Origin of the sequence: Xanthomonas sp. 3793 (genome assembly GCF_024806835.1) — a bacterium.
GTDB classification, from domain to species: Bacteria; Pseudomonadota; Gammaproteobacteria; order Xanthomonadales; family Xanthomonadaceae; genus Xanthomonas; species Xanthomonas arboricola_F.
The window spans coordinates 274585-300706 of sequence record NZ_JANTYU010000006.1; the positions used below are offsets into that span (position 1 = coordinate 274585).

23 protein-coding genes are annotated in these 26122 nt (G+C 66.6%); 14 read left to right on the plus strand and 9 right to left on the minus strand.

What is annotated here, in order from left to right; translation table 11 throughout:
• Positions 1 to 29 precede the first annotated feature (29 nt).
• Positions 30 to 1754 (minus strand): peptidase S10, encoded by a 1725-nt coding sequence (locus FHY18_RS19395; RefSeq protein WP_259159203.1) that lies wholly within the window; start codon positions 1752 to 1754, stop codon positions 30 to 32.
• A 480-nt stretch (positions 1755 to 2234) separates the two neighbouring features.
• The gene (locus FHY18_RS19400; RefSeq protein WP_259159204.1) at positions 2235 to 3410 is read right to left on the minus strand and encodes an HDOD domain-containing protein; all 1176 of its coding nucleotides are present in this window, start codon (positions 3408 to 3410) and stop codon (positions 2235 to 2237) included.
• Positions 3411 to 3682: 272 nt separating this feature from the next.
• Between FHY18_RS19400 and FHY18_RS19405 the strand changes: the two genes are divergently transcribed.
• Entirely contained in the window at positions 3683 to 4123 is a 441-nt protein-coding gene (locus FHY18_RS19405; RefSeq protein WP_259159205.1) for an SRPBCC family protein, read from the plus strand.
• Positions 4124 to 4537: 414 nt separating this feature from the next.
• On the opposite strand, the gene FHY18_RS19410 is transcribed toward FHY18_RS19405, so the two are convergent.
• The 4 genes from FHY18_RS19410 to FHY18_RS19425 form a co-directional block, all read right to left on the minus strand.
• The gene (locus tag FHY18_RS19410; protein ID WP_259159206.1) at positions 4538 to 4849 is read right to left on the minus strand and encodes a protealysin inhibitor emfourin; all 312 of its coding nucleotides are present in this window, start codon (positions 4847 to 4849) and stop codon (positions 4538 to 4540) included.
• On the minus strand, positions 4846 to 5910 hold the full coding sequence (locus FHY18_RS19415; RefSeq protein WP_259159207.1) for a M4 family metallopeptidase: 1065 nt from the start codon (positions 5908 to 5910) through the stop codon (positions 4846 to 4848). Before FHY18_RS19415 ends, FHY18_RS19410 begins: the two co-directional genes overlap by 4 nt.
• A gap of 110 nt (positions 5911 to 6020) precedes the next feature.
• Positions 6021 to 6677: an SDR family oxidoreductase gene (locus FHY18_RS19420; RefSeq protein WP_259159208.1), complete on the minus strand. Its 657-nt coding sequence runs from the start codon at positions 6675 to 6677 to the stop codon at positions 6021 to 6023.
• A 315-nt stretch (positions 6678 to 6992) separates the two neighbouring features.
• Positions 6993 to 7607, minus strand: a complete 615-nt coding sequence (locus FHY18_RS19425) for a TetR/AcrR family transcriptional regulator (protein ID WP_259159209.1) — start codon at positions 7605 to 7607, stop codon at positions 6993 to 6995.
• 207 nt (positions 7608 to 7814) lie between these two features.
• On the opposite strand from FHY18_RS19425, the gene FHY18_RS19430 reads away from it, so the two are divergent.
• The 8 genes from FHY18_RS19430 to proP all read left to right on the plus strand — a co-directional run bounded on the left by FHY18_RS19430 (position 7815) and on the right by proP (position 19391).
• Entirely contained in the window at positions 7815 to 9026 is a 1212-nt protein-coding gene (locus tag FHY18_RS19430) for an MFS transporter (protein WP_326521225.1), read from the plus strand.
• A gap of 205 nt (positions 9027 to 9231) precedes the next feature.
• Positions 9232 to 9675: an NUDIX domain-containing protein gene (locus tag FHY18_RS19435; RefSeq protein ID WP_259159211.1), complete on the plus strand. Its 444-nt coding sequence runs from the start codon at positions 9232 to 9234 to the stop codon at positions 9673 to 9675.
• A 281-nt stretch (positions 9676 to 9956) separates the two neighbouring features.
• Complete coding sequence (locus tag FHY18_RS19440) at positions 9957 to 13679, plus strand: M48 family metallopeptidase (RefSeq protein WP_259159318.1); 3723 nt, start codon at positions 9957 to 9959, stop codon at positions 13677 to 13679.
• 149 nt (positions 13680 to 13828) lie between these two features.
• Positions 13829 to 14869 carry an AI-2E family transporter gene (locus FHY18_RS19445; protein WP_259159213.1) on the plus strand — a complete coding sequence of 347 codons (1041 nt, stop codon included), beginning with the start codon at positions 13829 to 13831 and terminating at the stop codon, positions 14867 to 14869.
• Positions 14870 to 15167: 298 nt separating this feature from the next.
• Complete coding sequence (locus tag FHY18_RS19450; RefSeq protein WP_259159214.1) at positions 15168 to 16304, plus strand: alpha/beta hydrolase; 1137 nt, start codon at positions 15168 to 15170, stop codon at positions 16302 to 16304.
• 106 nt (positions 16305 to 16410) lie between these two features.
• Complete coding sequence (locus FHY18_RS19455) at positions 16411 to 16809, plus strand: host attachment family protein (protein ID WP_005994775.1); 399 nt, start codon at positions 16411 to 16413, stop codon at positions 16807 to 16809.
• Positions 16810 to 16945: 136 nt separating this feature from the next.
• Positions 16946 to 17275: a thioredoxin family protein gene (locus FHY18_RS19460; protein ID WP_259159216.1), complete on the plus strand. Its 330-nt coding sequence runs from the start codon at positions 16946 to 16948 to the stop codon at positions 17273 to 17275.
• A gap of 625 nt (positions 17276 to 17900) precedes the next feature.
• Positions 17901 to 19391 carry a glycine betaine/L-proline transporter ProP gene (gene proP / locus FHY18_RS19465; RefSeq protein ID WP_259159218.1) on the plus strand — a complete coding sequence of 497 codons (1491 nt, stop codon included), beginning with the start codon at positions 17901 to 17903 and terminating at the stop codon, positions 19389 to 19391.
• Between the two features lie 13 nt (positions 19392 to 19404).
• Here proP and FHY18_RS19470 read toward each other — a convergent pair whose 3' ends face one another.
• On the minus strand, positions 19405 to 19863 hold the full coding sequence (locus FHY18_RS19470) for an SRPBCC domain-containing protein (RefSeq protein WP_259159220.1): 459 nt from the start codon (positions 19861 to 19863) through the stop codon (positions 19405 to 19407).
• Between the two features lie 166 nt (positions 19864 to 20029).
• Between FHY18_RS19470 and FHY18_RS19475 the strand changes: the two genes are divergently transcribed.
• A complete protein-coding gene (locus FHY18_RS19475; protein ID WP_259159320.1) occupies positions 20030 to 20833 on the plus strand; it encodes an EcsC family protein in 804 nt (267 codons plus the stop codon).
• Between the two features lie 85 nt (positions 20834 to 20918).
• Here FHY18_RS19475 and FHY18_RS19480 read toward each other — a convergent pair whose 3' ends face one another.
• Positions 20919 to 21347: a hypothetical protein gene (locus tag FHY18_RS19480; protein WP_259159221.1), complete on the minus strand. Its 429-nt coding sequence runs from the start codon at positions 21345 to 21347 to the stop codon at positions 20919 to 20921.
• 113 nt (positions 21348 to 21460) lie between these two features.
• Here FHY18_RS19480 and FHY18_RS19485 point away from each other — a divergent pair, with 113 nt between their 5' ends.
• Complete coding sequence (locus tag FHY18_RS19485; protein ID WP_259159222.1) at positions 21461 to 22096, plus strand: class I SAM-dependent methyltransferase; 636 nt, start codon at positions 21461 to 21463, stop codon at positions 22094 to 22096.
• Between the two features lie 178 nt (positions 22097 to 22274).
• Here FHY18_RS19485 and FHY18_RS19490 read toward each other — a convergent pair whose 3' ends face one another.
• On the minus strand, positions 22275 to 23252 hold the full coding sequence (locus FHY18_RS19490; RefSeq protein WP_259159224.1) for an AraC family transcriptional regulator: 978 nt from the start codon (positions 23250 to 23252) through the stop codon (positions 22275 to 22277).
• A 299-nt stretch (positions 23253 to 23551) separates the two neighbouring features.
• On the opposite strand from FHY18_RS19490, the gene FHY18_RS19495 reads away from it, so the two are divergent.
• The 3 genes from FHY18_RS19495 (at position 23552) to FHY18_RS19505 (ending at position 25778) form a co-directional block, all read left to right on the plus strand.
• Entirely contained in the window at positions 23552 to 24520 is a 969-nt protein-coding gene (locus tag FHY18_RS19495; protein WP_259159226.1) for an enoyl-CoA hydratase/isomerase family protein, read from the plus strand.
• A 108-nt stretch (positions 24521 to 24628) separates the two neighbouring features.
• Complete coding sequence (locus FHY18_RS19500) at positions 24629 to 25435, plus strand: SDR family NAD(P)-dependent oxidoreductase (RefSeq protein WP_259159227.1); 807 nt, start codon at positions 24629 to 24631, stop codon at positions 25433 to 25435.
• Between the two features lie 46 nt (positions 25436 to 25481).
• Positions 25482 to 25778 carry a YciI family protein gene (locus FHY18_RS19505; RefSeq protein WP_259159229.1) on the plus strand — a complete coding sequence of 99 codons (297 nt, stop codon included), beginning with the start codon at positions 25482 to 25484 and terminating at the stop codon, positions 25776 to 25778.
• The last annotated feature ends 344 nt before the right edge of the window (positions 25779 to 26122 follow it).

The following is a 26122-nucleotide window of genomic DNA, read 5'->3' on the forward strand; positions in this document are numbered from 1 at the left end:
AAGTTCCTCGCGGTGGATGAGCGGGGCGATCATGGCGTTGCCGTCGCCGTGGCGGCATCGACGTTGCGATTGTCCGGCCATGGCGAATCCAGCAAGGCCAGCGGCACCGCATCGGCGATCGGTGCGTTGGCGTAGTAAGCGGTCAGGTCGGCTTGCAGCTTCGGGCGCGAGGTGTCGTCGAGATAGGTCATGTGGCCGCCCGCGTAAGTGGCTACCTGCACATCGGCATCGAGATTGCGGATGGTGCGCAACCGCGCGAGTTGCTTTTCGGTGCTGTAGAACGGCGTTGCAAGATCGTGATAACCGCTGACCGCAAACACCTTCAGCGCCGGATTCAGGCGCAGCGCCCCCAGCAGATCTGGCAGGGTATCGGGCAGGAGCCGGCCCGCGTGGCGGAAGTCCCAGACGTTGATGATGTCCATGTTGAGCGAGGTGTAGGTCGCGTTGGGCGCGCTATACCCCAGATAGGTGCGGAACTGCTGCGCCAGCGCGCTGGCCAGTGGGCGCTCGATCAGGATGCTGGACGGGTCGCCATCGTCCTTGAGCCGCGTGTCGCTGTTGGGCAGGCGCACGCGCCCGTCGTAGCGGCCGATGGTCGTGCCGGGCAGCAGGCCTTGATTGAACGAGGCCAACGAGAAGTAGCCTTGCAAGGCCTGCGTGGTCAAACCGGACAGTGGCCGCCACCGCGCCAGCACCGCCGCACCGGGTTGCACCGGCTTGCCCAGGATGGTTGGAAACCCGTACTGACTGAGCACCCAGGTAGGCCCGTAGCGCTGAAACTCCGAGTGCACCACGCTGACGAACGCGCGCATCTCCAGCGCATAGAACTCATCGCTTGCGCTGACCTCGGTCTGCTTGTGGTACGCGGCAACCGCGGCGTAACTGGGGAAATAGCCGCCGATGGTGTCGCCGCTGTATTTCATGCCTTTTGCGTAATCCGGGTAATACACCCCACCGCTCGCAATCGTGTCGGCGTAGTAGTTCAGGATCGACGACTGCAGCACGATGCCGCGCAGACGTATCCCGGCCGATTCCAGCGCCAGCGCCAGCATGGCCGAGCGGGTGGTGCCATAGGATTCGCCGAACAGATACAGCGGTGCGTTGGTGCGGCGATTGACCTGCACGTAGCGCTGGATGAAGTTGCGCATCACCTGCACATCGGCATCGCTGCCCCAGAAGGTGGCGTTGGTGTTGGGCAAGATCGCCTGCGACAGGCCGGTACCCGGCGGGTCGATGAACACCATGTCGGTGCTGGCGATCAGGCTCTCGGCATTGTCCACCATCGGGTAATTGGGCCAGCTGCCGAAGCCGGGCGCCGCGGTGGCCATGCGCTTGGGTGCGAACGAGGCCAGATGCAGCAGCGAGGCCGACGAGCCAGGACCACCGTTATAGAAAAACGTCAGCGGCCGCGGTTTGCCGTTGCGTGCCGGCGCGGTGTAGGCCACGTACGACAACGTCGCCTGCGGCTGCCCGGCAGCGTCGCGCGCTATCAGGTGGCCGGTACGCACGCTGTAGGCCACGCTGACCTGCTTGCCGCGCCACAGGTAATGCATCAACGCGGAGCGCTCGTTGGCGACGCTGGCATCCAGCCCGGCATCGGCCCTGGCCGAATAGGCGATGCGATCGATGTAGGTGGTGTTGGCACTGGCCGCCTGCACTGGCTGCTGCGCGCCAACGCACAGTGGGACTGCCACCAAGAGACCAAACAGCAGGACGAGCGGGTGTGGCACGGTACCGGCGTTGCGCTGGGACATGGTGCACCTATGGCGGAGGGAGGCGCTGCGGGGGTGTGGCGATCACACGCACTCCACTGCGCACCGCCATTACAGACGTGCGTTGCAGCCGGCATGTCATCCCAAGGTCGTGATGCAGCGAGCGGATCAGACCGGTGCTCAGCTTGTGGAGCCGGCAGGCGCCTCAGGCACCGGGATGCGAAGCCACGGCACCGCCAGCGAAGTGGAAATTACCCTGGCCAGCGCCAGTGCAACGCGTTGTGACCGATTCGACACCGCTCCTGCGCGTCATGGCGGCGCCAGAGCCTCCGGCCGATCAGGCAGCCGAGTGGTTCGCGTCGCTACGCGGCCACGGCAGCCGCTGCGAGCGGGTATGGCATGAGGCAGCCTGGCAGATTGATCAGGCCGGTCAGCGCATTGGTGTAGGCCCTACGAGCGAAGTTCCTGCACGGATGAAGTCGATGCACTCGATGCGCGAGCCAACTGCAGGCAGCTGCCGATTCACTCCACGCTGGCAGCCACCAGCCGTTGCCACAAGGCCGCGTTGGCGGCGTCGTCCGGCTCCAGCGTCGCTAGCACGCTCAGAGCATGGTCTTCCTGCTCGGCGCCATGCCGGGCCAGCATGGCCAGCGCGGCGGCCAGGCGGCCGTAGCGCAGTGCGCGGCCCAATGAGGTGGCCAGCAAGGTGCTGTCGTGTTCGGGGCGCTGCTCGTCCAGCGCGGTGCCCAGCGTTGCCGGCAGCTCCCAGGTGATGGCGATGGTCTTGGCCACTGCGGCGGTGTGGCGGTCGACCAGGGCCGCGGCCACCTCCAGGCTGTAGTGCAGGCCGGGGCGCTCGGCATAGGCATCGCGCAATACGCGCAGGATCACCACCGCGCCCAGGCCCTGCAGCAGGCCGGCCAGCTGCGCCGACAAGGTATCGCCGCCGCGTCCGCGCATGTAGGCGGCCGCCGCGGTGGCGGTGCGCAGCGCGTAATCCCACACCGCCGCGGGCAGCCGCGCGTGCAGGCCGCCATCCAGGCTCAACACCGGTTGCATCACCGCCGCGGCGACGATCTGGCGCACGCCCTCGGTGCCGATGTGCACCACCGCGCGCTCCAGGCTTTCCAGCGGAGCGCCCTGCGGGCGGTACAGCGCACTGTTGGCGATGCGCAGCAGGCTGGCCGCCAGCGCCGGGTCCTGCGCGATGATCGCGGCGATACCGCGCCCGGACGCGTCGGGGTCGTTGACCGCGCGCATCAGCTGCGGCAGCAGGTGCGGGCGGCGCGGCAACAGCTGCGGGCGCAGGTCGACGTGATCGAGCGCGGCGGTCGCCGCGTCCAGCACGGCCGCCTGCGCGGGATCGCCGGGCAGGCTGCCGTCGGCCAGCGACGGGGCGGCCATCACCGCGGCATACATGCGCCGCAACAGCGGACGCATCGGCGGCGGCTCGGCCTGCAAGGGCTGCGCCGCGGCAGGCGCTGGCGGCGGCGCCTGCGTCTCCATCGCGATGGGTGCCGGCGCGACCGCGCCTGACGCGGCCGGCGCATCGGAGGCCGCGGAACCACCGACTGCCGGGGCCGCGGGCTCGGGCGCGCGCTGGCGCAGGCGCAGGCGCATCCACCACACGATGGCTCCGACAATCATCGCCACGGCAACAAGTCCGGCAACAAGCAGCAACACAATCGCGAGCATCATAGGAAGTTGTCTGATCAGTGCCGCGACTATCGGCGATGGCGGGCGTGGCGGCAATGTCGCGCGTCGTGGCGGGCACATCGCGTGACCGTCAGTGCCCAGGGACGAGCGCGGCCGGGCAGGCGTTCACGCCCGGCCGTCACCGATGCATGCGATGCGCGCGCGGCACCTTGCGCATGCGGCGTCGCCCGCCGTGCGCAAGCTGCGGCAGCTGCGCGCCAGGGTCATCGCGCGGTAGCATGCTGGGCGTCCTCTGCCAGCCAAGCGAGTGCGCCATGTCCACCGTCACGCTGCACCGCGTCGTGCGTGCCAGCCCCGAGCGCATCTACCGCGCCTTCCTCGATGCCGATGCATTGGCCAAGTGGCTGCCACCGGCCGGCTTCACCGGCAACGTCGAACACCTGCATGCGCAGGTGGGCGGCACCTTCCGGATGGCGTTCACCAACTTCGCCAACGGCCAGCGCCATGCCTTTGGCGGCACGTACCTGGAGCTGCAGCCCAACGCCTTGCTGCGCTACAACGACGTGTTCGACGACCCGGCGTTGCCGGGCACCATGCTGACTACCGTGCAGTTGCATGCGCTGCCCTGCGGCACCGATGTGCACATCGTGCAGGAAGGCATCCCCGAGCAGATTCCGCTCTACGCCTGCTACCTGGGATGGCAGGACTCGCTGACGCTGCTGGCACATCTGGTCGAAGCGGAACCGGCGCACTGAGCGCGCCGTCATCGGTGACGCGTGGGAGCTGAAGTGCGGGCGTGTTGCGCACCGGCAGTCATCGGGCGTGCATCGTGTCGCAGGCGCGTCTAACGGCAGGTTGGGTGTGCGCAACATGCGTGGCGCCAGCTGCTGCAAGGGGCGGGGCGATGTCGGCTGCGATGGCTGCACTGCAGCAATGATGGGTGTGTCTTCAAGCTGACCACTGCGCTGCACGTCACGCTAACGCAGGGGTCTGCACCATGCGTCACCAGCTGTGCAGTTCTAGAGCATCTAGGCAGCTTAAAGGGTGCAGGCATCCGCAGTTGGACCACCTTCCATCGAAGACACCGCGCATTGCGCGGTGTCTTCGTCTGCGCGTGATGCGCACGCGTGCGGTGCACCAGGAGCACGATCAGTGCAGCACACCTCGCGCTACAGCGTGCCCTGCTTCCATAGCCGCACGAGTTCGGCCGGCGCATGTTCTTCGGGAATGCGCAGCGGTTCGCTGGCACCGTCCCAGGCGATGCTGAAATAGCGCCGGTCGCCGCCACCCGCCTGCGGGCGCGGCAACGCATGCACCAGGCATTGGTCCAGCAACGCGCGCAGGTGCAGCCGCTGCGCATCGTCCAATGCATCCATCGGCAGTTGCCGCTCGCGGCGCATGGCCGGGAATGCCGCCACGCCGCCCTCGCGTGCAAGGCGCAGGGTCACGCCCGACTCCACTGGCGGCCGCTGTGGACTCATGCCAGCACGCCCACGTCGCGCCAGGCCTGTTGCACGGCGCGCGCCTCTGCGCCGTTGGCGCCGTAATAGGTGCTGGCGACAGTGACGGTGCGTGCGGCAAAGGTGGCGAAGTCGGCACCGGCGGCCAGTTCGCCACCGGTGAGCGTGCGGTACCAGATGCGGCCGGTCTTCTCCCACGCAGCCCCGCCGATCGCGACCGCAGCGCGATAGAAAGCGTGATTGGGAATGCCGGAGTTGTAGTGCACGCCGCCGTCGTCCTCCTGCGTGTTGACATAGTCGGCCATCGTGGCCGGTTGCGGATCTTTGCCCAGTGCAGGGTCATCGTACGCGCTGCCCGGCGCGCGCATCGAGCGCAGGCCCACACCGTTGATGCCCGGCATCAACAGGCCCGCACCGATGATCCAGTCGGCCTCGCTTGCGCTCTGGCGCAACCTGTACTGCTTGATCAGCACGCCGAACACATCCGACACCGATTCGTTCAACGCGCCCGATTGCCCCTGGTAGATCAGGTTGGCAGTGCGTTCGGTGACGCCGTGAGCGAGCTCATGGCCCACCACATCGATGGCGATGGTAAAGCGGTTGAAGACCTCGCCATCGCCATCGCCGAACACCATCTGTTCGCCATCCCAGAATGCGTTGTCGTAACCGCGCTCGTAATGCACGCTGCCGATCAACGGCATGCCTGCGCCATCGATGGAATTGCGCCCGTACACGGTCTGGAAGAAATCATGCGTGGCACCGAGATAATCGTAGGCCTCGGTCACGGCCACATCGTCGGTGGCCGCAGCGCCTTCGTCGCGCACCAGGATGCCGGGCAAGGCGGTGCCTTGCTGCGCATCGTAGATACGCCGCCGCACCGCTTGCGTGGCCGGTGCGGCATCCGCTGCGAGGACCTCTGCGCGCGCCAGCAGCCCACGCGCGCGCTGCTGGCGCAGGTGGGCGGTGATCTGGCGGGACAGCTGCGCGCAATGGCGTGCATGCTCGGGCGCCGCCTGTGCCACATGGTCCAGCAGATACGGCGGCAGGATGCCGGCACGGCGCGGGGCGAGGGGCGCAGACATGAGCGGACTCCACAATGGGGTGCGCCCGCGACTATGACCAGGCCGGGTTTAGGAAAACGTTAGGCCTGATCATGTTGCGCGCATGCAACGGGTTGCGACAGGGCTGGCGTTCATTCCAGCTGCGACAAGGCGTCCTGGATCGGGGTCGGGCCGTCGATAAAGCCCACCGTCTTGCCGATGGTGGCCGGCGTTGCCAGTGCTGCGGCGATCACCTGGGCCACATTGGCACGCGAGACGCCACCGTCGGCATTGCTGCCCGGGTCGCGAGCGATGCGGCCCGTAGGCGCATCGAGCGTCAGCCGGCCGGGGCCGAGCACGGTCCAGTCCAGCGCGGTGCCGCGCAGATGCGCATCGGCCGCCGCCTTGGCCTGGGCATAGGCGAAAAAGCCGTCGTCCGGCCCGATGCCGTGTTCCAGCCCGGCGCCCAGATACGACACCATCACGTAGCGGCGTACGCGCGCCTGTTCGGCGGCCTGCATCGAGCGGATCGCCGCATCGCGGTCTACTGCATAGGTGCGTGCGGCATCGCCGCCACCGGCGCCGGCCGACCACACCACCGCATCGTGGCCGGCCAGCTGCGCGGCGATGGCGTCGGTATCGGCGTGTTCGATGTCGAACACCACCGGCGTGGCGCCATCGGCAATCACATCGCCTTCGTGCTCGGGATTGCGGAACAGTGCGGTGACGTGATGGCCGCCGGTCAACAGCAGTGGGGCGAGCAAACGTGCCACCTTGCCGTGGCCGCCGATGACGAGGATACGAGACATGCACAACTCCAACCGATGCGCGCCGACACAGCGCCGAAGGCGATCATCCTCGCCAATGCGGCGCTAAGACGATGTCAGCGCAGAGGGGTGCGCGTGCAGCGCTGAGCCGCAGGTTCTTTCGATGGAGCCAGCGGGCAAGGCTTGCATGCGCGAACAACGCTGTCAGCGGCCGTAGGTAACGGGCAGGGCGCACCACCGCCCTGGTACGCCGCCGCCCACCCAGAACTGCAGAACGCTCACACCATGGTGCCGTTGCTCGCCGGGTCAGGCGGGTGATGCAGGTGAATACCGCGGAGGACGATCGCCAGGCATCGGCTATTGGGCGGTGTGGTGATCCCAAAGCTGCAGCACCTGTGCGATCGCTGCCTCCATGAGCTTGAAACCCACACCATCTCTTGCGAGCGTGGAAAGCCCGAGCAGGAAGCTGTCGAAGACACAGGTCAGGGCGGCTGCATCGAGGTCGGCTGCCAATTCTCCGCTGGCGATGGCGCGCTCCACGCAGGCGCGGATGCCCGCACGTGTCCGCGCGCGCGATCGCGTCAGCGGGCTCGAGATTGCAGCCAGTTCCGGAGATGGCGCGCTCATGACCCCCAAGGCAACCATGCAACCCTTGGGATGCCCGCGTTCGCACTGCATCTTGGCCGAGCGCCGCAAGGCAAGTTCCAGCGCCTGCCTCGGCGCAAGCGAGGCATCCCACAAGCAGTGGGTGACCTGCGCATAGGTCGCCAGATAACGCTCCATGCATTCCCTGTAGAGCGCTTCCTTGGAGCCGAACGCTGCATAGAAGCTGGGCGCGGTGATCCCGCCGCCGATGGCAGCCTTGAGCTGGCTCAGCGACGTCGACTCGTAACCCTGCTCCCAGAACAGGTGCAGGGCCTGCTCGACTGCGACATCGCGATCGAAGGTTCGTGGTCTGCCCATCTGTGCCATCACGCGCTCCACTTGCTAGATCAATACTATTCGATACATAAGTCATTGACAACCGGATGCCGCCGGCCTAGATTTATATCTATCGATACATATCTTGCAGCGTCACTGGACGAGGATATCGACAGGCCCGCACAGCGGGTTTCTTTTTTGCCTACATATATATCGTTCGGTACATAAATTTCCGTTGCTCATGACCAAGGACATCCTGTGACCGTTTCCAAGGCCCCGCCGGCACCTGCGCCTGCTGCTCCGTTGCCCATCGCCGCCCTGCTGGCCCTGGCCATGACCGGCTTCATCTGCATCGTGACCGAGACGCTGCCGGCCGGCCTGCTGCCGCAGATCTCCCAGGGCTTGGGGGTGAGCCCCGCGCTCGCCGGCCAGACCGTCACTGCCTATGCGGTGGGCTCGCTGCTGGCGGCGATCCCGTTGACCATCGCCACCCAGCACTGGCGCCGTCGTCGCGTTCTGTTGCTCACCATCGTCGGCTTCCTGGTGTTCAACTCCGTCACTGCCCTGTCCACCCACTATGGTCTGACTCTGGTTGCACGGTTCTTCGCTGGTGCAGCGGCGGGCCTGGCGTGGAGCCTGCTTGCCGGGTATGCCCGGCGCATGGTGCAACCGGAACAGCAGGGCAAGGCCATGGCGATCGCGATGGTGGGCACGCCGATCGCGTTGTCGCTCGGCGTGCCGCTGGGAACCTGGATGGGCGGGCTGATCGGCTGGCGCACCGCTTTCGCGGCCATGTCGGCGCTGACGGTCGCGCTGATCGCCTGGGTGTTGCTCAAGGTGCCGGACTATCCCGGCCAGACGGCAACGCAGCGGGTGCCATTGCGCAAGGTGCTTGGCACGCCCGGTGTACGTCCGGTGCTCGCCACGGTGATGGCCTGGATGCTGGCGCACAACATCCTCTACACCTACGTGGCACCGTTCGCTGCGCGCGCAGGGCTGGGCCAGCGCGTGGACGTGCTGCTGCTGACCTTCGGCATGGCGGCACTGCTTGGCATCGGCATCGCCGGCAGACTGGTGGAACGGCATCTGCGCGGCACCGTGCTGGTCTCGCTGGCCACGTTCTTCGGGGTGTCGGTGGTCCTGGCGCTGCTGCAGGGAGTGCAGCCGGTCGTGTATGCGTGCGTCGCGGTCTGGGGGCTGACCTTCGGCGGTGCAGCAACCCTGTTGCAGACCGCGCTTGCCGATAGCGCAGGCGATGGCGCCGATGTCGCGCTGTCGCTCAATGTCGTGGCCTGGAATAGCGTCATCGCCGGCGGTGGGGTGCTGGGCGGGGTGCTGCTGGAGCACTGGGGAGCGCAGAGCTTCCCGACTGCCATGGCAGTGTTGCTGGCAATCGGATGGGCAATTGCATGGTCCGCCCGCACCCACGGATTCGCGGCTGGCGCGCGCACAGCGGTTCCTGGTCACTAGGCATGCGGGAGGCGTGACGCGCAGGCCTGGCGTCGCATCGCCGCAGCCAGCCGCCGGCGCCCAGGCACGGTGCGTTGCATCTGGACGTCGTGCAGGTTGGACAGGCAGGCCATGCACGCCGGGCCAGTGCCAAACTGCGTGTAACCGCGTTACCCGCACGCGCAGATCTGGGACACTGGCGCGCCACAGCTTGCGAGATCTGTCGATGCCCAACTCTGCCGAGTGGCGCCCGCGCGTTGGTTGCGGTGCCTTCATCCAACGCGCCGATGGTCATTTGTTGCTGGTGTTGCGCGGGCGTGCGCCCGAGCAGGAGCATTGGGGCCTGCCCGGCGGCAAGGTGGACTGGATGGAAACGGTGGAGGCCACGGTGGTGCGCGAAGTGCTGGAAGAAACCGGCCTGCAGGTGCATCCGCAGCGCGTGCTGTGCGTGGTCAGCCACTTCGAGCCGGACATGGATCCGCCGCAGCACTGGGTGGCGCCGGTGTATCTGGCCACCATCGAAGGTAGCGAACAGGCGCAACGACGCGAGCCGCAGGTGCTGCTGGATATCGGCTGGTTTTCATTGGATGCGCTCCCCACGCCGCTGACCCGCTCGGCGTTGCAGGCGGTCCAGCAGGTGCAGGCCGAGCGGCGCGTGCAGCACGACTGAAACGTGGTGTCGCCGGCGGGCAGCGCGTGGCCGCCAGCGCACCGCCCGTCGCCGCGCATGGATTTTGCTGCGCCAGTCCGCTATTTTCGGCGCTGCCGGGGCGAGGGGAGATCGCGCCCGGAGACTCGACTATACGGCCGGGATGCCGATTGACTGCGTGTGGCCCGGTCACTCATCACAGGGACTGAAGAATGGAATCGCTGTATCCGCAAGGCCCGGCGGTGGTGCCGGAGCGGCTGACTGCACCCAGCAGTAAATACCGACGCAATGCCTGGCTGGCCATGCTCGGGCTGGGCGGCTTCATTGCCGTGTATCTGGGATTGCTGGGGTGGTTCGCCTGGACGGCGTATCGGCTGGCCTCCGGGCTGCTGCAGGGCTCCGGCGGCGAGCAGGCCGTGTGGCTATGGCTGGTGGCTGCAGGCGCTGCCTTCCTGGCGGTGTTCATGGCCAAGGCGCTGGTGTTCAACAAGCGCGCCGAACGCGATACCCGCGCGCTGGAACTGCGTCCGGCCGAGCAACCGGAGCTGTTCGCGTTCCTGCATCGGCTGGCCGACGAAGCCGGCGCGCCGCGCCCGCACAAGGTCTACCTGTCGGCGCAGGTCAACGCCGGCGTGTTCTACGACCTGTCGCTGCTCAATCTGCTGCTGCCTTCGCGCAAGAATCTGGATATCGGCCTGGGCCTGGTCAATGTGCTGAACCTGGGCGAATTGAAGGCCGTGCTCGCCCACGAATTCGGCCACTTCGCCCAACGCACGATGGCGGTCGGCCGCTGGGTCTATATCGCCCAGCAGATCGCCGCGCATATCGTGGGCAAGCGCGATGCACTGGACAAGCTGCTGGCGACGCTGTCGCGGATCGACCTGCGTGTGGCGTGGATCGGCTGGGGGCTGTCGTTGATCGTGTGGTCGATCCGCTCGCTGGTCGAAATCGCCTTTCGCGGCGTGGTGCTGGCGCAGCGCGCGCTGTCGCGCGAGATGGAATACCAGGCCGACCTGGTGGCCGCCTCGCTCACCGGCAGCGACGCGCTGGTGCATGCGCTGCACAAGCTGGAGGCGGCCGACGACGGCTGGCAGCGCGCGTTGCGCTTTGCCGGGCGCGAGTTTGCGCAGGACCGGCCGGTCAAGGATCTGTTCGCCATCCAGTCGCGCATCATCGAGCACATGCGCGTGGTCTTGAACGACCCCGGCCACGGCGTGGTGCCAGCGGTGCCGGAGGAGACGGCGCACGCGTACCGGCTGTTCCAGAACGACATCGCGCAGCCGTCGCAGATGTGGGCCACCCATCCGCCCAGCGCAGCGCGCGAAGAAAACCTCAAGCGTCACTACATCGCCTGCCCGATCGACGCACGCCCGGCGATGGACGTGCTGCGCAACGCGCAAGCGTTGCGCGAGCAGGTCTCGCTCGGCCTGTTCACCGGCCAGGCGCCCAGCTGTGTGGACATCGAGGTGTCGCTGGCAGCGCTGGAGCGCGAGTTTGCGGCCTTGTCGTTATCGCGGCGCTATCAAGGCCTGTACCTTGGCCGCTCCTGCACGCGCGCTGCGCGAACCGTGGCCGAGCTGTACGCCGATCCGTTGCCGCAGGGCGATCTGCTGCAGGCGCTGGATGGGCTGTACCTGCCTGAGGATGGCCAGGCCATCGAGCGACTGCGCGAACGCGAGCGGCAACGCGCCAGCCTGCAGGCCTTGATGGATGGCGGGCTGCGCGCAAACGGCGGCGTGGTGACCTGGAAGGGCACCAGCCTGACGCGCGCGCAGCTGCCTGCGGTGATCGCAGAACTCGATGACGAACTGCAGGTGCTGCGAGCGCGGGTCAGCGGCCACGACCGCCGCTGCCGCAGCGTGCATCTGGCCGCGGCCACCACCCTCGGCGGCGGCTGGCCCGAGCTGTTGCGTGGCTACCTGGCCGTGCTGCATTACACCGACCACACCATCGCCGATCTGGAGGATGCGCACCTGCTGTACCTGCAGACCTTCCACAGCGTGATCGCCGATGGCCGGGTGTCTGCCAGGGAGCTGCGCCAGTTGGTGGCTGCGTGCAACGAGCTGCAACGGGGGCTGCGCCGGGTGTACGAGCAGGCCGCGCGCGTGCACTTGAATGCCCCACTGGGTGCGGCCCTGGGGAAGGAACACTGGCAGCAGTGCCTGCCGGAGTTCCGGCTGGCCGAGGCCGACCAAAGCAACATCAACCCGTGGATGGACGCGGCCAAGGGCTGGGTGCAGGTCACCATGGGGGCGCTGTGCGAGCTGCGCGATGCCAGTCTGGAGCAGTTGCTGCGTGCCGAAGATGCGGTGGCCGCGCAGTTGCGCCACGCTGCGCCTGCGTCCACCAGTGATACCCCGGCGGCGGCACCTGCGGATTATCCGGTGCGTCTGCCGGGCGAGGAGCGCCAGCGCAACCTCAAACAGAACCTCTGGCAGCGCTTCCTGGCCGCCGACGGCCTGTTTCCTTCCGTCGCGCGCGTGGCGGTGGCCGCATCCATCGTGGCCGGGGTGCTGTGGGCCGGCGGCACAGTCGGCCTGGCCGAGGTGGTTGCCTACAACGGCTTGCAGCAGACGGTGACGGTGACCATCGACGACCAGATCGCCTCGCTGCCGCCCAACGGTCGCCACGTGTTCCAGCTGACAGAACGTGCAAGCCACCACGTCAGCACGCGCTCGGCCGCGGGCGGGCTGATCGAAACCTTCGATGCGCCCAGCGGCGGGCACGGCGGCCAGTTCGCCTACAACGTGGCCGGTGCCGCGCTGCTGCTGCACTGGCGCGCCAGCTATGGCGCGGCAGCGGAAGACAGCACACGCCATCTCGACAACGCACGCTGGGAACGCACCACCGCGCAGGCGGTCTTCGACGAGCCGCCGCAAACGGTCAGCGGCAAGGGCAGCCAGTACCGCGATGTGGTGACGGCCGTTTCCGGCCGGCCGCCGCATCAACTGCTGGGCGAGCTGACACCCGCGCAGGACCTGGCGCTGATGCAGGCGCACGCACGCTGGGATGCCGGCGACGCACCGTACATCCTGCAGTGGCTGGCGCAGTTGCAGCGGGTGGCGCCGGAGACGCTGCCGGCAGTGCTGGACGAGCGCCTGCAGCGCGATCGGCAGGACGTGGCCGCCCTGCGCATGCAGCAGGACATCGCCGCGCCGGCGCAACGCGGGCAGGTGTGTGCGCGGCACGCCGCCAGTGCCCAGGCTGCCCCGCAGTCATCGGCGCTGGCCTATGCGGCGATCCGCTGCAGCGCCCAGGGCCCGCAGCGCGACCAGGCCTTCGTGCAGGCGCAGCAGCGCTGGCCGCGCGATCCGTGGTTGCAACGCGCCGCCGCCGCGGTGCAGATCGAGCAAGGCCAGCTGGCACAGGCGCAAACCCTGCTGGAGCAGGCCGTGCGTGCGCCGGCGCTGAGCGACGAGGTGATCGTGACGTTGGCGCGCCTGCAGCGCTACCGCGGCTTGGCCCCGGACCTGCCGGCGCTGGCGCAGCAATCGGCCGCGCTGGCCTCGATCATGGCACTGGAGAGCGGCAAGGGCACCGAGGGCACGCCGTATGAGGGGTATCACGCGCTTGCCCAGGGCGAGCTGCGTACCGCCGTGCTCAAGGCCTCCGGCAATGCCGATGTCCACGCGCGGCTACTGCGCTTGGCGGCCGCCTCCAAGGGGGCCGGGGCCGACCTGCTGCACCAGGTGCGCGCGCTGCCGGCCGGGGCCGGGCTGGATGTCTATACCGCACCGAGCGCCTGGGCTCTGGCCGCACGAGAGGGCTGGCAGGCCGATGCGGCGCGGGCCATCACCCTGCAGGAAGCCGACGAGGATGCGGCCGGGATCGAACGCTTCTTCGCCGCTGTGCAGGCCGGGCGCAGCCCGGAGCAGGCCGAGGCGGCGCTCGGGCGGGTGAGCCTGGTCGGCCGCGGCATGGCTTACACGATGGCGGTGGTCGTGCTGGGCGAACGTTGCCCCACGCACTGGCGCAACGCTGCGCGCCAAGTGCTGTTTGCCAGCGAGCGGCCGTACCTGGGCTGATCGCCACACCAGCCAGGCGGGCCATGTGCGCGGCTGCCGTCCCACCGACGGCCGCGCCGCGGCCGGTGGCACGCGCATCGGCATGGCAACGGGATCTTCTCGTCAGCGTGATTAGGCTGGCGGGTGTGATCTGTTTTTGCGAGTGAGCCATGCCCTCTTCCGAGCTTCGCGCCTTTGTCGTCCGTGTGATCGTCGTGCTGGCCCTGGTGGCCTGTGCGTGGATGATGTGGGCGTTGTCGGATCTGTTGTTGATGGTGTTCGGTGCGATCGTGGTGGCGGTATTGCTGCGTGCCTTGTCCGGCTGGGTGAGGCGACGCACGCGCCTGTCGGACGGCTGGGCGCTGGCCCTGGTGGTGATCGTGCTGACGCTGGGGTTCACCGCATTGCTGTGGTTGTTCGGGTCGCAGCTGGCCTCGGAAGTGGGCGCCCTGCAGCGCACCTTGCCGCAGGCCTGGACGCGCGTTCACGACTGGCTCGCCGCCGGGCCGTTGGGCCCGGCCCTGGACGAACTGACACGCCAGGCGCCGGCGCGCGTATCCAACCTGGCGCCGCGCGCCGGTGCCTTTGCGCTGAGCATCACCGGCGGTGTGGCCAATCTGTTTCTGGTGCTGGCCGGCGCGGTGTATCTGGCAGCGCAGCCGCAGCTGTATCGGCGCGGCGCGCTGTTGTTGCTGCCGGCGCATGTGCGGGCCACCACCGACGATGCGTTGCAGGCCAGCGGCACCGCGTTGCGGCTTTGGCTGCGCGGCCAGTTGATCGCGATGGCGGTGGTGGGCGTGCTCACTGGCCTGGGGCTGTGGGCGCTGGGCATTCCCGGTGCACTGGCGCTCGGCATCGTGGCCGGGTTGCTGGATTTCGTGCCGATCGTGGGGCCGATTCTGGCGGCGATTCCGGCCATCCTGCTGGGCTTCACCGTCAGCCCGCAGATGGCGTTGGCCACTGCGGCGCTGTTTGTGGTGGTGCAGCAGATCGAAGGCAACCTGCTGCTGCCAGTGATCCAGCAACGCACGGTGGATCTGCCGCCGGTGTTGTTGCTGTTCTCGCTGTTCGGCATCGGGATGCTGCTCGGCCTGCCCGGCGTCTTGTTGGCCGCGCCGCTGACGGTGGTGGGGTACGTGCTGATCAAGCGCTTGTACGTGCAGGAAGCGCTGGGCACGCCCACGACCATCCCCGGGCAAAAAGCGCACTGAGCGCGCCAGCAAGGCGTTGCAAGCGGCTACCGGGTGGGTGTGGACGGCGCGCCCAACACCGGAGCGTGCGCATGGCCACTGTCGCAGCGAGCACCGGCCGCGCCCGGCTGGTCGTGCGCACGGCCGTTGTGTTGGCCGCTGTACGCCCAGCGTCGCACGTGGCCTTGGATGCCAGGCGTGCGTTGGTACGCAGGCCGCATCGTAGCCGCTGACGGCGGCAACGCCGACACATCCGGCACAGCGCTGCAGCGCGCCCAGCCGCTATGCTCCACGGCGGATCACGCCTGGGAGGGCTTGCATGACATCACCGTGGTGGAAGACACGTCGTTTGATCGCGCTGATCGGTGCCGCCTGCGCCTTGAGTGCAGCGGCTGCAGACCTTGCAGCCGCGCCCGCCACGCCGGCGCCCGAAGGCGTTCGCCAGGTTGCGCCGTTTGCCCTGCCGGTCTCCGAGTATCTCAGCTCCACAGCACGCGCCCACGTGCAGGCCGAGGTGGCACGTGCGGACCCGTTGGCCAAGGCCGACAACGCCACCTTGCTGCAGCAGCTGCCAGCCATTCGCGCCGACACCGAACGCTGGGCCGAAGAGGTGATCGCGCAGCTGCGCACGCGCTATGCCGTGGAGATCACGCGCGAGCGCTGGAACGCGGTTTCCGTGCTGCGGGTGGAACCGCGCACGCGCACGCCCGAGCAGGCCAGGCGGCTGTTGATCGAGCTGCATGGCGGCGGCTTTGTCATGGGTAGCGCGCAATCGTTCGGGCTGATGGAGGCCATCCCGATTGCGGCAATGACCGGCATGACGGTCATTGCCGTGGATTACCGCATGGGCCCGGAGCATCGCTTCCCGGCGGCCAGTCAAGACGTGGCGGCGGTGTATCGCGCTGCGCTCAAGCGCTATGCGCCCGCCCACATCGGCCTGTTCGGCTGCTCGGCCGGTGGCGTGCTCACCGGCGAATCGCTGGCGTGGTTTGCCAAGGAGCGTTTGCCGATGCCGGCAGCGGCAGGCATGTTCTGCGCGGCCGGCGATGCCCGCTACCGAGGCGATTCGCGTTATGTGGTCGCCGCAGTGAACGATGCGCTGCTGCCTGACGCGGCCGGCCAATTGCCGATCATGGAAGACCTGTACTACGGCGATGGCGTGGATTTTCACGACCCGCTGGTGTCTCCGGTGTTTTCCGATGCGGTGCTGCGGCAGTTTCCGCCGACGCTGCTGATCACCGCCACGCGCGCGACCGAACTGAGCGCGGCCGCATACACGCATTCGCGTTTGATCGACCTGGGGCGCGAGTCGGACCTGCACGTGTGGGACGGGCTGGGCCACGCGTTCCATCTCACCGATACGTTGCCGGAAAGCCAGCAGGCGTTGCGCGTGACCGCACGTTTTTTCAGCCGGCATCTGGGGCTGCCGGTGCCAGCGTCGGCAGCTGCTCGCTAACGCGGCGCTGACACCGGCTAGGCACAGTGCTTACATCTTCTCGCCTAGGTTGGGATCGACCGGATGCGGCACCTGCTGCATCGATCATCGAAACAGGAGAAATCGGATGAGTCTGCAAATTCCCCAGGGAGCCTTGGTAGTCGTGGCCGACGGCGGCGAAGCGCGCTGGTTCACCAACACCGGCAACGAGGCCAAGGTGGTGTTGCGCCAGCATGCGCGCACCGACGTGCAGAACGTCGACGACGATGGCCCGGCCGGCAAGGCACCGCAGGATCTCACCGAAGCAGACCGCGATGAAATGACCTTCGCCAAGCAGCTGTCGCAGGCCTTGAACGATGGCGCGCTGAAGCACGACTACGCGCATCTGGTGCTGGTGGCCGACCCCACCACGCTGGGCCGCATTCGCCCGTTGTTGCACAAGGAAACACAGCAGCGCCTGGTTGGCGATCTGGCCAAGGATCTGACCAACCTGCCGCTGGAAGATATCCAGCGCGCCCTGTCGTAAGCGCCCCGATCACATCGCGCAAGCCCGACGCTCGGCATCGGGAGGAATTTCGTACACTCCCGATCCGGGCGTATTGCGCACCGCCATCGACTGCGAGGTCGTGGTTCAGTCGCCCACCGTAACGGAGGCAGTATCGATGGGGTTTGTTCGCGAATATGCCGCACAGGCGCCTGAGCGTGGTGAGATCGACGCGCAGGCCGGGCTGCAGGTGCTGGAGTTCGGCACCGACTGGTGCGGGCATTGCATCGCGGCGCAACCGTTGTTGCAGAAACTGCTCGGTGGCTATGACGCGATGGCGTACCGCAAGTTCGAAGATGGAAAAGGGCGGCCGCTTGGTCGCTCGTTTCGGGTCAAGCTCTGGCCGACGGTGATCCTGCTGCGCGATGGCCAGGAAGTCGCCCGCGCGGTCCGCCCGCAGACGCGCGACGATCTGCAAGACCTGCTGGCGGTGCTGGACGCAGGTTAACCCGCGTCGCAACTGTTGTAGCCTGCAGTTGCCTATGCACTGCAGCTGGCCCGATTGCGCGCGTCGTCGCATTGGGAGCGGCCAGGAACACGTGGCGAGCACTCGTCAGCTTCGTGCAGACGATGCAACTAATGCTGCAGACGACGCGCCTGGAACTGCAGTGTACGAAGTCGTACATGCCTACGCCGAGCACGTGCCGCGCCCATCTGGCAACTGCACAGCTGTGTGGGCTGTTCCGAGCGTGCAGCGCCACGCAACCCGCCGTGCCCAAGCATCAGAACCCTATTATTGGCATCGCGCAGCCGGCGTTGCCGCGGTCTTGGGCACTGCGCAACATCACGCAAACGCCTGAAATCAGCGCAAATCCTGCACTGCGCGCGCTCACGCCTGCAGCGACTTGTACGCTGTAGTAACATGACGCGCTGATCAAGCCCTTGGGCGCACGCCCATCCCTTTGGTCATCTGTCCCGCAGCGCCGCTGAGTTGACGCGGCCGTCCGGGAATGCCTCCGGCCTCTCCAGTGCATGTGCTCCTGCCGTGTGTGTGTGATGTGCCGTGTCCTGTGGGTTGTCAGGACGAGCGGGCAGCGGTGGCCCGCAGCTGAAAAGCACCTGGAGACCAACACATGCACGACACACGCGCGATCCGTTCGCACTTCGGCTGGTTCAAACGCCGCCGCCAACTGCAGCTCGACGATGTCACCGTGGTGGATCGCAGCATGCTGCGCCGTGCGGTGAGCGCAGCGGCGCTGGGCAATGCGATGGAGTGGTTCGACTTCGGCGTCTATGGCTACCTGGCGGTGACGCTGGGGCAGGTGTTTTTCCCGGCGAGCAATCCCACCGCGCAGTTGATCGCCACCTTCGCCACCTTCACCGTCGCCTTCCTGGTGCGGCCCATCGGCGGCATGGTGTTCGGCCCGCTGGGCGATCGCTACGGGCGGCAGAAGGTGCTGGCGGCCACGATGATCCTGATGGCCTTGGGCACCTTCAGCATTGGCCTGATTCCCTCCTACCAACGCATCGGCCTGTGGGCACCGGCCTTGCTGTTGCTCGCACGCTTGCTGCAAGGCTTTTCCACCGGCGGCGAATACGGCGGCGCGGCCACCTTCATTGCCGAATACGCCACCGACCGCAATCGCGGCCTGATGGGCAGCTGGCTGGAATTCGGCACGCTGGGCGGCTATATCGCCGGTGCTGCCACGGTGACCGCGTTACACATGAGCGTGACCCCGGCGCAGATGCTCGATTGGGGCTGGCGGGTGCCATTCCTGATCGCAGGCCCGCTTGGGCTGCTTGGCCTGTACATGCGCATGAAACTGGAAGAAACCCCCGCGTTCCGCGCCTACACCGAACAATCCGAACAACGCGAGCGCGAGACTGCGGGCCAGGGCCTGATGACCCTGCTGCGCCTGCACTGGCCGCAGCTGCTCAAGTGCGTCGGCCTGGTGCTGGTGTTCAACGTCACCGACTACATGCTGCTGACCTACATGCCCAGCTATCTCAGCGTCACCATGGGCTATGCCGAGAGCAAGGGACTGCTGCTGATCATCCTGGTGATGCTGGTGATGATGCCGCTCAACATCGTCGGCGGCCTGTTCAGCGACAAGCTGGGGCGTCGGCCGATGATCATCGGCGCGTGCATCGCCCTGTTCGCGCTGGCGATTCCATGCCTGCTGCTGATCGGCAGCGGCTCCGATGCGCTGATCTTCCTTGGATTGATGCTGCTGGGGCTGGCGCTGGTGTGCTTTACCAGTTCGATGCCGTCCACGTTGCCGGCGCTGTTCTATACGCCGGTGCGCTACAGCGCCCTGTCGATCGCCTTCAATGTATCGGTGTCGCTGTTCGGCGGCACCACGCCGCTGGTCACCGCCTGGCTGGTGGAGCGCACCGGCGACCCGTTGGTGCCGGCGTATTACCTGATGGGTGCGGCGGCGATCGGCCTGGTGACGATGCTGTTCGTGCGTGAGACCGCCGGCCTGCCGCTGCGTGGCTCGCCGCCGGCGGTGGCCAGCGAGGCGGAAGCGCGCGCACTGCTGCAGGCCGATGGCCCGGTCACGGTGGATGCGCAGTTGCCTGTCCCCGGCGCGCCGTCGGTAGGCCAGCCGCGCACCGCATGAGCGCGCGCGGCGCTCAGCGCAGCGCGGGGTCGCGGGTGTCGGGCATGTCCGGGTAGGGCATGCCCCGCCCGGTTTCGACATAGCGTTTGAGGCTGCTGCCCAGGAAGTACCGCCAGCTCTGGGTGCAGGCCTCCAGGCACGGCGAGTCGCGGTAGCCGGACTGCACGAACTCCACCCGCGTGCCCTCGCTGGTGGAGATCAGATCGAATCGCATCACCGTGCCCTCCCAGGCTGCGGTGTCGAGCATGTTGGAGCGCTCGCAGCGCCAGCGCACCAAGCGATGGTCGGCGCCTTCGTCGATACGCAGCACCACCTGCCAGCCATGGCCGCTCCAGTCCAGGCGCACGCAGTCATCGGCCTGCTGCACCTCGCGCGTCCACCAGCGTGCCAGCTGCACGGGCTCGGACAGCGCAGCGGACACCACTTCGGGCGCGGCGGCGATCACGATGCTGTGGCGGATCTCACGGTTCATCTGATGGGCATTGCCTGCGTGGACGCCGATGATCGCGCATTTTGCCAGCCAATTGCAGTTTGGGAAGATTTGCGGGCAGCCGCTCGTCGCGCTCACACGGCGCTGGGTACCATCGGCGCAGCCCCTTATGACGAGAGCAGGCATGACGACGCTTCCGATACCGGTGATGGATGTGGCCGCGCAGCGCGACCTGGCCACGGCGCACGCGCTGCTGGAAAACCCTGGCGTAGCAGCCCAACTGGCCAATGCACTGGGCGCGCCGATCGAGAGCCTGATCACCAGGCGGCTGCCGAAGATGGTGACCCGCAGCATCGATGGGCTCACTCGCCGCGCGCTGCAGGTGGCCATGAAATCGGCACTGCTGAGCCTGCGCGGCAAGCGCGAGGCGGTGCAGCCGGCCTCCACCACAAAGCACACCCTGGCGGTGGCGGTGGCCGGTGGCGCCGGTGGCTTTTTCGGCCTGCCGGGCCTGATGGTGGAGCTGCCGCTGACCACGACCGTGATGCTGCGCTCCATCGCCGACATCGCGCGCGCCGAAGGCGAATCCCTGCAGAGCCCGGACACCGCGCTGGCCTGCCTGGAAGTGCTGGCGCATGGCGGCCGCAGCGTGGGGGATGATGGCGCCGAATCGGGCTATTTCGCCGTGCGCGCGGCCATGGCGCAGCAACTCAGCGCCGCCGCCCGCCATGTCGCCGCGCACGGCTTCGCCAGCAAGGGTGCGCCGGCCCTGGTGTCGCTGGTCTCGCGCATCGCCGCCAAGTTTTCGGTCAACGTGGGCGAAAAACTCGCCGTGCAGGCGGTGCCGCTGGTGGGCGCAGTGAGTGGCGCCACGCTCAACACGGTCTTTATCCGCCACTTCCAGGCCATGGCCCGCGGGCACTTCATCGTGCGCCGGCTGGAACGCAAGTTCGGCGAGGCGGCGGTGCGGCGGGCGTATGAGGCGCTGCCGCCTGCGCCGCACCCACGTTAGAAGCATCGGATCGATCAGGCCAGGGGACAGGAGGACTGTCGATCCGATGTGGATCTATCGATAACGGGGTGCTGTCAGTTCCTGCTCAGATGGGCTGCGGCGTACACAGCGCGCGCGCCGTGGCAGAGCCGATGAACTGGTTGTTCGCGTCGCTCACCATGACGGTGGCATTGATGAAGGTGCTGGTGCGAGGGCAGTAGAACGAGCAATCGGAACTGTTGCTGCAGTTCCTGGGGAATATCGCACCTGCGGTGTTGCTGAAACTCCAGGCGTATTTGAACGGTTGTGGCGACCCAGGGCTATCCACGCCTGCCCAGCAATAGTCGCTGCCGGTGCAGTCGAGCAGGACCGTGGACGCCTGCGCCTGGGCACTGGGTGTGGCGGCGATGCCGGCAACAGCCAGGAAAAGACTCGCGGTGCAACTAGCAACAACCTTGTTCATGCACATATCCTCGTGAGTAGGTCCCCCACCGCGATAGTGCATGCTGCGCATCCATCCGGATGAGATGCGCATCGCCAATTCCTCCGGCGTGCGGCCGGGAACGGCAATGCCTGTGAGACCCATCGCATGACCTCGCATCCTGCTGCGGCCATGCATAATCGAGCGCCTTCGAAGGCCCACTTCCGATGCCCAAGCCATTCTCTCCCGCTTCCGCACGCAACCGCGATCCGATTCTCGCCGTGTTGCAGCGGCACTTTGCCGATCGCCACCAGGTGCTGGAAATCGGCGCGGGTACCGGCCAGCACGCGGTGCATTTCGCTGCGGCGATGCCGTGGTTGCAGTGGCAGGCCAGCGACCACGCCGATCATCTGCCGGGCATGCGGCAGTGGCTGGACGAGGCCGCGCTACCCAACACACCGCCGCCGATCGCCATGCAGGCCGTGTTGACGCCCTCGCCCGGGCTGGCACCGCTTCCGACCTTGCCCGTGCAGCCCGATGGCCGGCGGGGTTTCGATGCGATTTACAGCGCCAACACCTTGCACATCATGGGCTGGCCGCAGGTGCAGGCCTTGTTTGCGGGCCTGCCCGCGGTGATGGCACCGCAGACGGTGCTGGCGGTGTATGGGCCGTTCAATCGCGATGGTCAGTTCACCAGCGACAGCAATCGCGACTTCGATGCGATGCTGCGCACACGCGATGCGGCGTCGGGTATCCGCGATGCCGCCGACGTGGACGCGCTGGCCGCGCAGGTGGGCCTGCAGCTGGTGGACGATGTGGAAATGCCGGCCAACAACCGCTGCCGGGTGTGGCGTCGGAGTTAGGGCGTACTGCCGCTTGAGGCGCGTCAGGCAGTGCAGTTGCGGGCGCTGCATCGCATCCGCGCCAGCGCCTGCCGTCCTCGCATTGCCGAACACGCAACGCTGCGTGATCGCTTGCGGTGCCCTCGTCGTGGCCGCGAGGCACCGCCTGCCAGATCCTACGCTGCGCCATCGCTGCATGTCATTGCTGCGGTGGATCGCGGCGAACCGCCTGCGGTGTCTTGCCGGTCCAGACCCGGAACGCGCGTACGAACGAGTTGGTATCTTCAAACCCGAGCAGCAAGGCGATTTCCGCGCTGGACATCATGGTCTTGCGCAGATAATGCTCGGCCAGCGCCGCGCGCACCTTGTCCAGCGTCTGCTGGAACGTGGTGCCCTCATCATGCAGACGGCGTTGCAAGGTCCGGCAGCTCACTCCCAGGCGCTTGCTTACTGCCTGCATCGATACCTCGCCTGCAGGCAGGGCTTCGAGCAACGCGCTCCTGACACGTTCGACCATGCTGGCGGTGCGATCCAGGTCGGCCAGCCGCTGGCGCAGCGAAGGTTCGAAGAACTCCCAGAGCTTGTGATTTTCAGTGAGAAACGGGCGCTCGATGTCGGCCATCGAAAATACCAGCAGCGGTGCGGTCGTGACTTTCACCGGCCTGCCGAAAAAAGCGGCATATAGCGCCCTGTCGGCATCGCTGTCGTCATCGGACAATGGCCAGCCCACCTGCAGCGGCACCACCGGCGTGCGCGTGGCAAGGCGAGCCAACTGCACGAAAAACACGAGTTTGAACGCCATAAAGACGTTGGGCGGCGGCTTGGTCTGGTCGAGAAAACCGATGGTGACATTGGCCTGCGTCTTGCCGCGCTCCACGCCGATCACCATCGGTGCGATCAGTTTGACGAAACTGCCGATACGATCGAGTGCGTTGCCGAGATTGGCACTGCATAACGCGGCAAACAGCTCCGGGTCGAACCAGTCGCTGGTCATCACCCGCGCGATGCGTAGCGGCGCGGGCAGTTGCGCATCGATGGAGCGCGCTTCGGCCTCGATGGCAAGCCAAAGGTCGAAAAACATCGCCGGGGTCAGGCGTACGTTGTCGCGCGAAAACAGATCGCCCGGCAATTGCGCGCGCCGTAGCACCGGCGCCGTGGCCAGGCCCGCGTCCTGCATCAGCAATCTCCAGCCTGGCCAGATCGCGTAATCGAGGATCGAGCCGGGGCGCACGGACGTTGAGTTTTTTTGAGGAATCATCGAAAAAGCTTAGGTGTCGCCGGCAGCGTAAGCAACTGAAAAACACGCAGAAAACCGATCTCGACAGGTTGGCGCGATCGGCATGACGGTTGGCGCGATCGGCTAGAGCGTTGGCGCCGATCGCCGCGCATAGTGCGCTCCGGCAGCCCCGCTACCCCCGCTGCCTGGCAAAGATGTCCATCCATCACGCAACGCTCCACGTCCTTTCGGGAATCCACGTGCACCTGTTCAAACGCATGATCGTGTTGTCTGCCGCAACCCTTGGCAGCGTTGCTATGGCCAGTGCCGCCGGCCTGCCGGGCGCGCCAGCGGCCCCCGCGCATCGCTCGGCCGCCAGCCAGGATGCGATGCCGCTGTGGCAGGTGCGCGAGATCTCGCCGGCCATCCGCGAAGTGGCCTACGCCAACCCGCCGTTGAATCTGATCGAGCCGCGCACCCTGGTGGAATTGAATGCGCTGGTGACCAAGCTGAGCGCGGACGCACAGCTCAAGGTGGTGATCTTCAAGAGCGCCACGCCGGGCTTTTTCATCAATCACTTCGACACCAGCCAGTTTGCCGGCTTTGCCAGCCAGACCGGCGCCGGGTCCAAGCCGTTATGGGTCGATCTGATCTCCAACCTGCAAAAAGCGCCGTTCATCAGCATTGCGCAGATCGATGGCCGCACGCAGGGCGGTGGTAACGAACTGGCCCTGGCGATGGATCTGCGTTATGCCAGCACCGATGCCGTATTCGACCAGCCGGAAGTGGGCTTGGGTTTGTTCCCAGGTGGCGGTGGTCCCGACCATTTGGTGCGGCTGGCAGGGCGCGACAAGACGCTGGAGGCATTCCTGAGCAGCGATGACTACGACGCGGCCACCGCAGAGCGTTTCGGCTGGGTGACACGCGCATTGCCTGCCGCAGCGCTGGAGCCGTTCGTCAGCACGCTTGCTGCACGCATCGCCAGCTTCGACAAGACCGCACTGGTAGAAACCAAACGCCATATCGATGCGATCGCCTTGCCGACGGAAGCCGAGCGTTTGGCGGCCAACCAGAAATTCCTCGGCTCGTTGTCGTGGCCGGGCCTGAGCGCGCGTATGCCGGTGTTCGGGAAGCTGATTCAGGAGGCCGGCCCGGCCACCGTGGAAGGCCGCATGGGCTACTACATCGGCGAAGGTAACCGCAGAGTGCACGAAGGCGCGGGAAAGTAACACGTCGTTGCTTGGCAGCCATGGCCACTGCCTGGCTGCTGCGCCACACCATATCGATTCGATCCAACTTTTTTTCATCACCATTACCTGGCGCTCGGAGAGAGAGCAATGAAGAAGACAATTCTGGTCACCGGCGCCTCGTCCGGATTTGGTTTGATGCTGGCCACGATGTTGCACAAGCAGGGCCACACGGTTGTTGGCACCAGTCGCGATCCCGAGCGGCATGCCACCAAGGTGCCGTTCAAGTTGCTGCGCCTGGACATTGACGACGATGCCTCCATCCAGGAATTCCCGACCGTGTTGTTCCGCACGATCAAGAAGCTGGATGTGCTGGTCAATAATGCCGGCTACATGCTCACCGGCCTGGCCGAAGAAACGCCGCTGGATGCGGCACGTCAGCAGTTCGAAACCAATTTTTGGGGCACGGTGAAGGTGACCAATGCATTGCTGCCGTACCTGCGCGAGCAGCGCTCCGGCAAGATCATCACCGTCAGCTCCATCGTCGCGTTGATCGGCCCGCCGAACCTTGCGTTCTACACCGCCTCCAAACATGCGGTGGAAGGCTATTTCAAGTCGCTGCGGTTCGAGCTCAATGCCTTCAACATCCAGGTGGCGATGGTCGAGCCGGTCTGGTTCAAGACCAATCTGGGCAAGAACGCGGTGGCTGCCGCCAGCGGCGGCATCGCCGCCTACGATGCGTATCGTCGCAAGGCACAGGCTGCCACGCAGAAGGGACTGGACGAGGCGGAACAGCCCGATGCCGTGGTCAAGAAGATTTCCGAGCTGGTCGATTCCACGCAACCCAAGTTCAGCAACCCGGTCGGCAAGATGACAGGCATGTTCCTGTTCCTGCAGAGCTATGCGCCAAAGATGTTTGAAAGCTCGATTCTCAAGAGCGTTGCCGGCGCCGCCTGAGCGGCCAGGCATTGCGTATCACCGCCTTCGATCCAAGGACACCGCAGTGAAATACTATCTTTGCAAGTACATGCCGCCGCGCGCAGAGTTTCTGCAGACCATGAGCGCAGATGAAAAGACCTGGATGGCGCAGCACGGCGTCTTCCTGGACAGCCTGCTGGCGCAAGGCATCATCGTCGCGCATGGGCCGGTGATGGACCCGGCCGGTGGGTATGGCGTGTCGCTGTACCGCATTGCCGACGATCAGCAGATCGAGCAGCTCACTGCGCAGGACCCGATCGTGCGTAATGGTGCCGGCCACTACGAGCATTACCCGATGCTGCATCTGAAGGCACGCGATTAAGCGCAGCTGACAGAGCTCTGTAATGACGTCAGGCGTGCGTCGTCGATGCTTGGTGCGGCATGTGTCACTCCTAGGCTCGGGTTGCTCGGTGCCTTGCGCACCCACCTGAAGACGGCTCGCGACGCGTTGTTGCCCGCTTTCAAGCGCTGCGTACCATTCGGCTGCGCGGCATCACGTGGCCGCGTACATCGCTCGGGATCGGCATGCCGCTCGCGGACGCTGCAGGGTCAAGCATGTTGCCCGCATCCGTTTGAAGATGGCGCATTACGTGCCGGTCGCGGCAGCGGCAGCGCCCTTCGACACGACTGCACCCCGCCAGCCCTGCAGCGTTCTCCGCCATTCGG

Bases quoted from the DNA above. Each gene is read 5' to 3' on its own strand.
- FHY18_RS19395 (WP_259159203.1), bottom strand. From the start codon at position 1,754: ATGTCCCAGCGCAACGCCGGTACCGTGCCACACCCGCTCGTCCTGCTG.
- FHY18_RS19400 (WP_259159204.1), bottom strand. From the start codon at position 3,410: ATGATGCTCGCGATTGTGTTGCTGCTTGTTGCCGGACTTGTTGCCGTG.
- FHY18_RS19405 (WP_259159205.1), top strand. From the start codon at position 3,683: ATGTCCACCGTCACGCTGCACCGCGTCGTGCGTGCCAGCCCCGAGCGC.
- FHY18_RS19410 (WP_259159206.1), bottom strand. From the start codon at position 4,849: ATGAGTCCACAGCGGCCGCCAGTGGAGTCGGGCGTGACCCTGCGCCTT.
- FHY18_RS19415 (WP_259159207.1), bottom strand. From the start codon at position 5,910: ATGTCTGCGCCCCTCGCCCCGCGCCGTGCCGGCATCCTGCCGCCGTAT.
- FHY18_RS19420 (WP_259159208.1), bottom strand. From the start codon at position 6,677: ATGTCTCGTATCCTCGTCATCGGCGGCCACGGCAAGGTGGCACGTTTG.
- FHY18_RS19425 (WP_259159209.1), bottom strand. From the start codon at position 7,607: ATGGCACAGATGGGCAGACCACGAACCTTCGATCGCGATGTCGCAGTC.
- FHY18_RS19435 (WP_259159211.1), top strand. From the start codon at position 9,232: ATGCCCAACTCTGCCGAGTGGCGCCCGCGCGTTGGTTGCGGTGCCTTC.
- FHY18_RS19440 (WP_259159318.1), top strand. From the start codon at position 9,957: ATGCTCGGGCTGGGCGGCTTCATTGCCGTGTATCTGGGATTGCTGGGG.
- FHY18_RS19445 (WP_259159213.1), top strand. From the start codon at position 13,829: ATGCCCTCTTCCGAGCTTCGCGCCTTTGTCGTCCGTGTGATCGTCGTG.
- FHY18_RS19450 (WP_259159214.1), top strand. From the start codon at position 15,168: ATGACATCACCGTGGTGGAAGACACGTCGTTTGATCGCGCTGATCGGT.
- FHY18_RS19455 (WP_005994775.1), top strand. From the start codon at position 16,411: ATGAGTCTGCAAATTCCCCAGGGAGCCTTGGTAGTCGTGGCCGACGGC.
- FHY18_RS19460 (WP_259159216.1), top strand. From the start codon at position 16,946: ATGGGGTTTGTTCGCGAATATGCCGCACAGGCGCCTGAGCGTGGTGAG.
- proP (WP_259159218.1), top strand. From the start codon at position 17,901: ATGCACGACACACGCGCGATCCGTTCGCACTTCGGCTGGTTCAAACGC.
- FHY18_RS19470 (WP_259159220.1), bottom strand. From the start codon at position 19,863: ATGAACCGTGAGATCCGCCACAGCATCGTGATCGCCGCCGCGCCCGAA.
- FHY18_RS19475 (WP_259159320.1), top strand. From the start codon at position 20,030: ATGGATGTGGCCGCGCAGCGCGACCTGGCCACGGCGCACGCGCTGCTG.
- FHY18_RS19480 (WP_259159221.1), bottom strand. From the start codon at position 21,347: ATGCGCATCTCATCCGGATGGATGCGCAGCATGCACTATCGCGGTGGG.
- FHY18_RS19485 (WP_259159222.1), top strand. From the start codon at position 21,461: ATGCCCAAGCCATTCTCTCCCGCTTCCGCACGCAACCGCGATCCGATT.
- FHY18_RS19490 (WP_259159224.1), bottom strand. From the start codon at position 23,252: ATGCAGGACGCGGGCCTGGCCACGGCGCCGGTGCTACGGCGCGCGCAA.
- FHY18_RS19500 (WP_259159227.1), top strand. From the start codon at position 24,629: ATGAAGAAGACAATTCTGGTCACCGGCGCCTCGTCCGGATTTGGTTTG.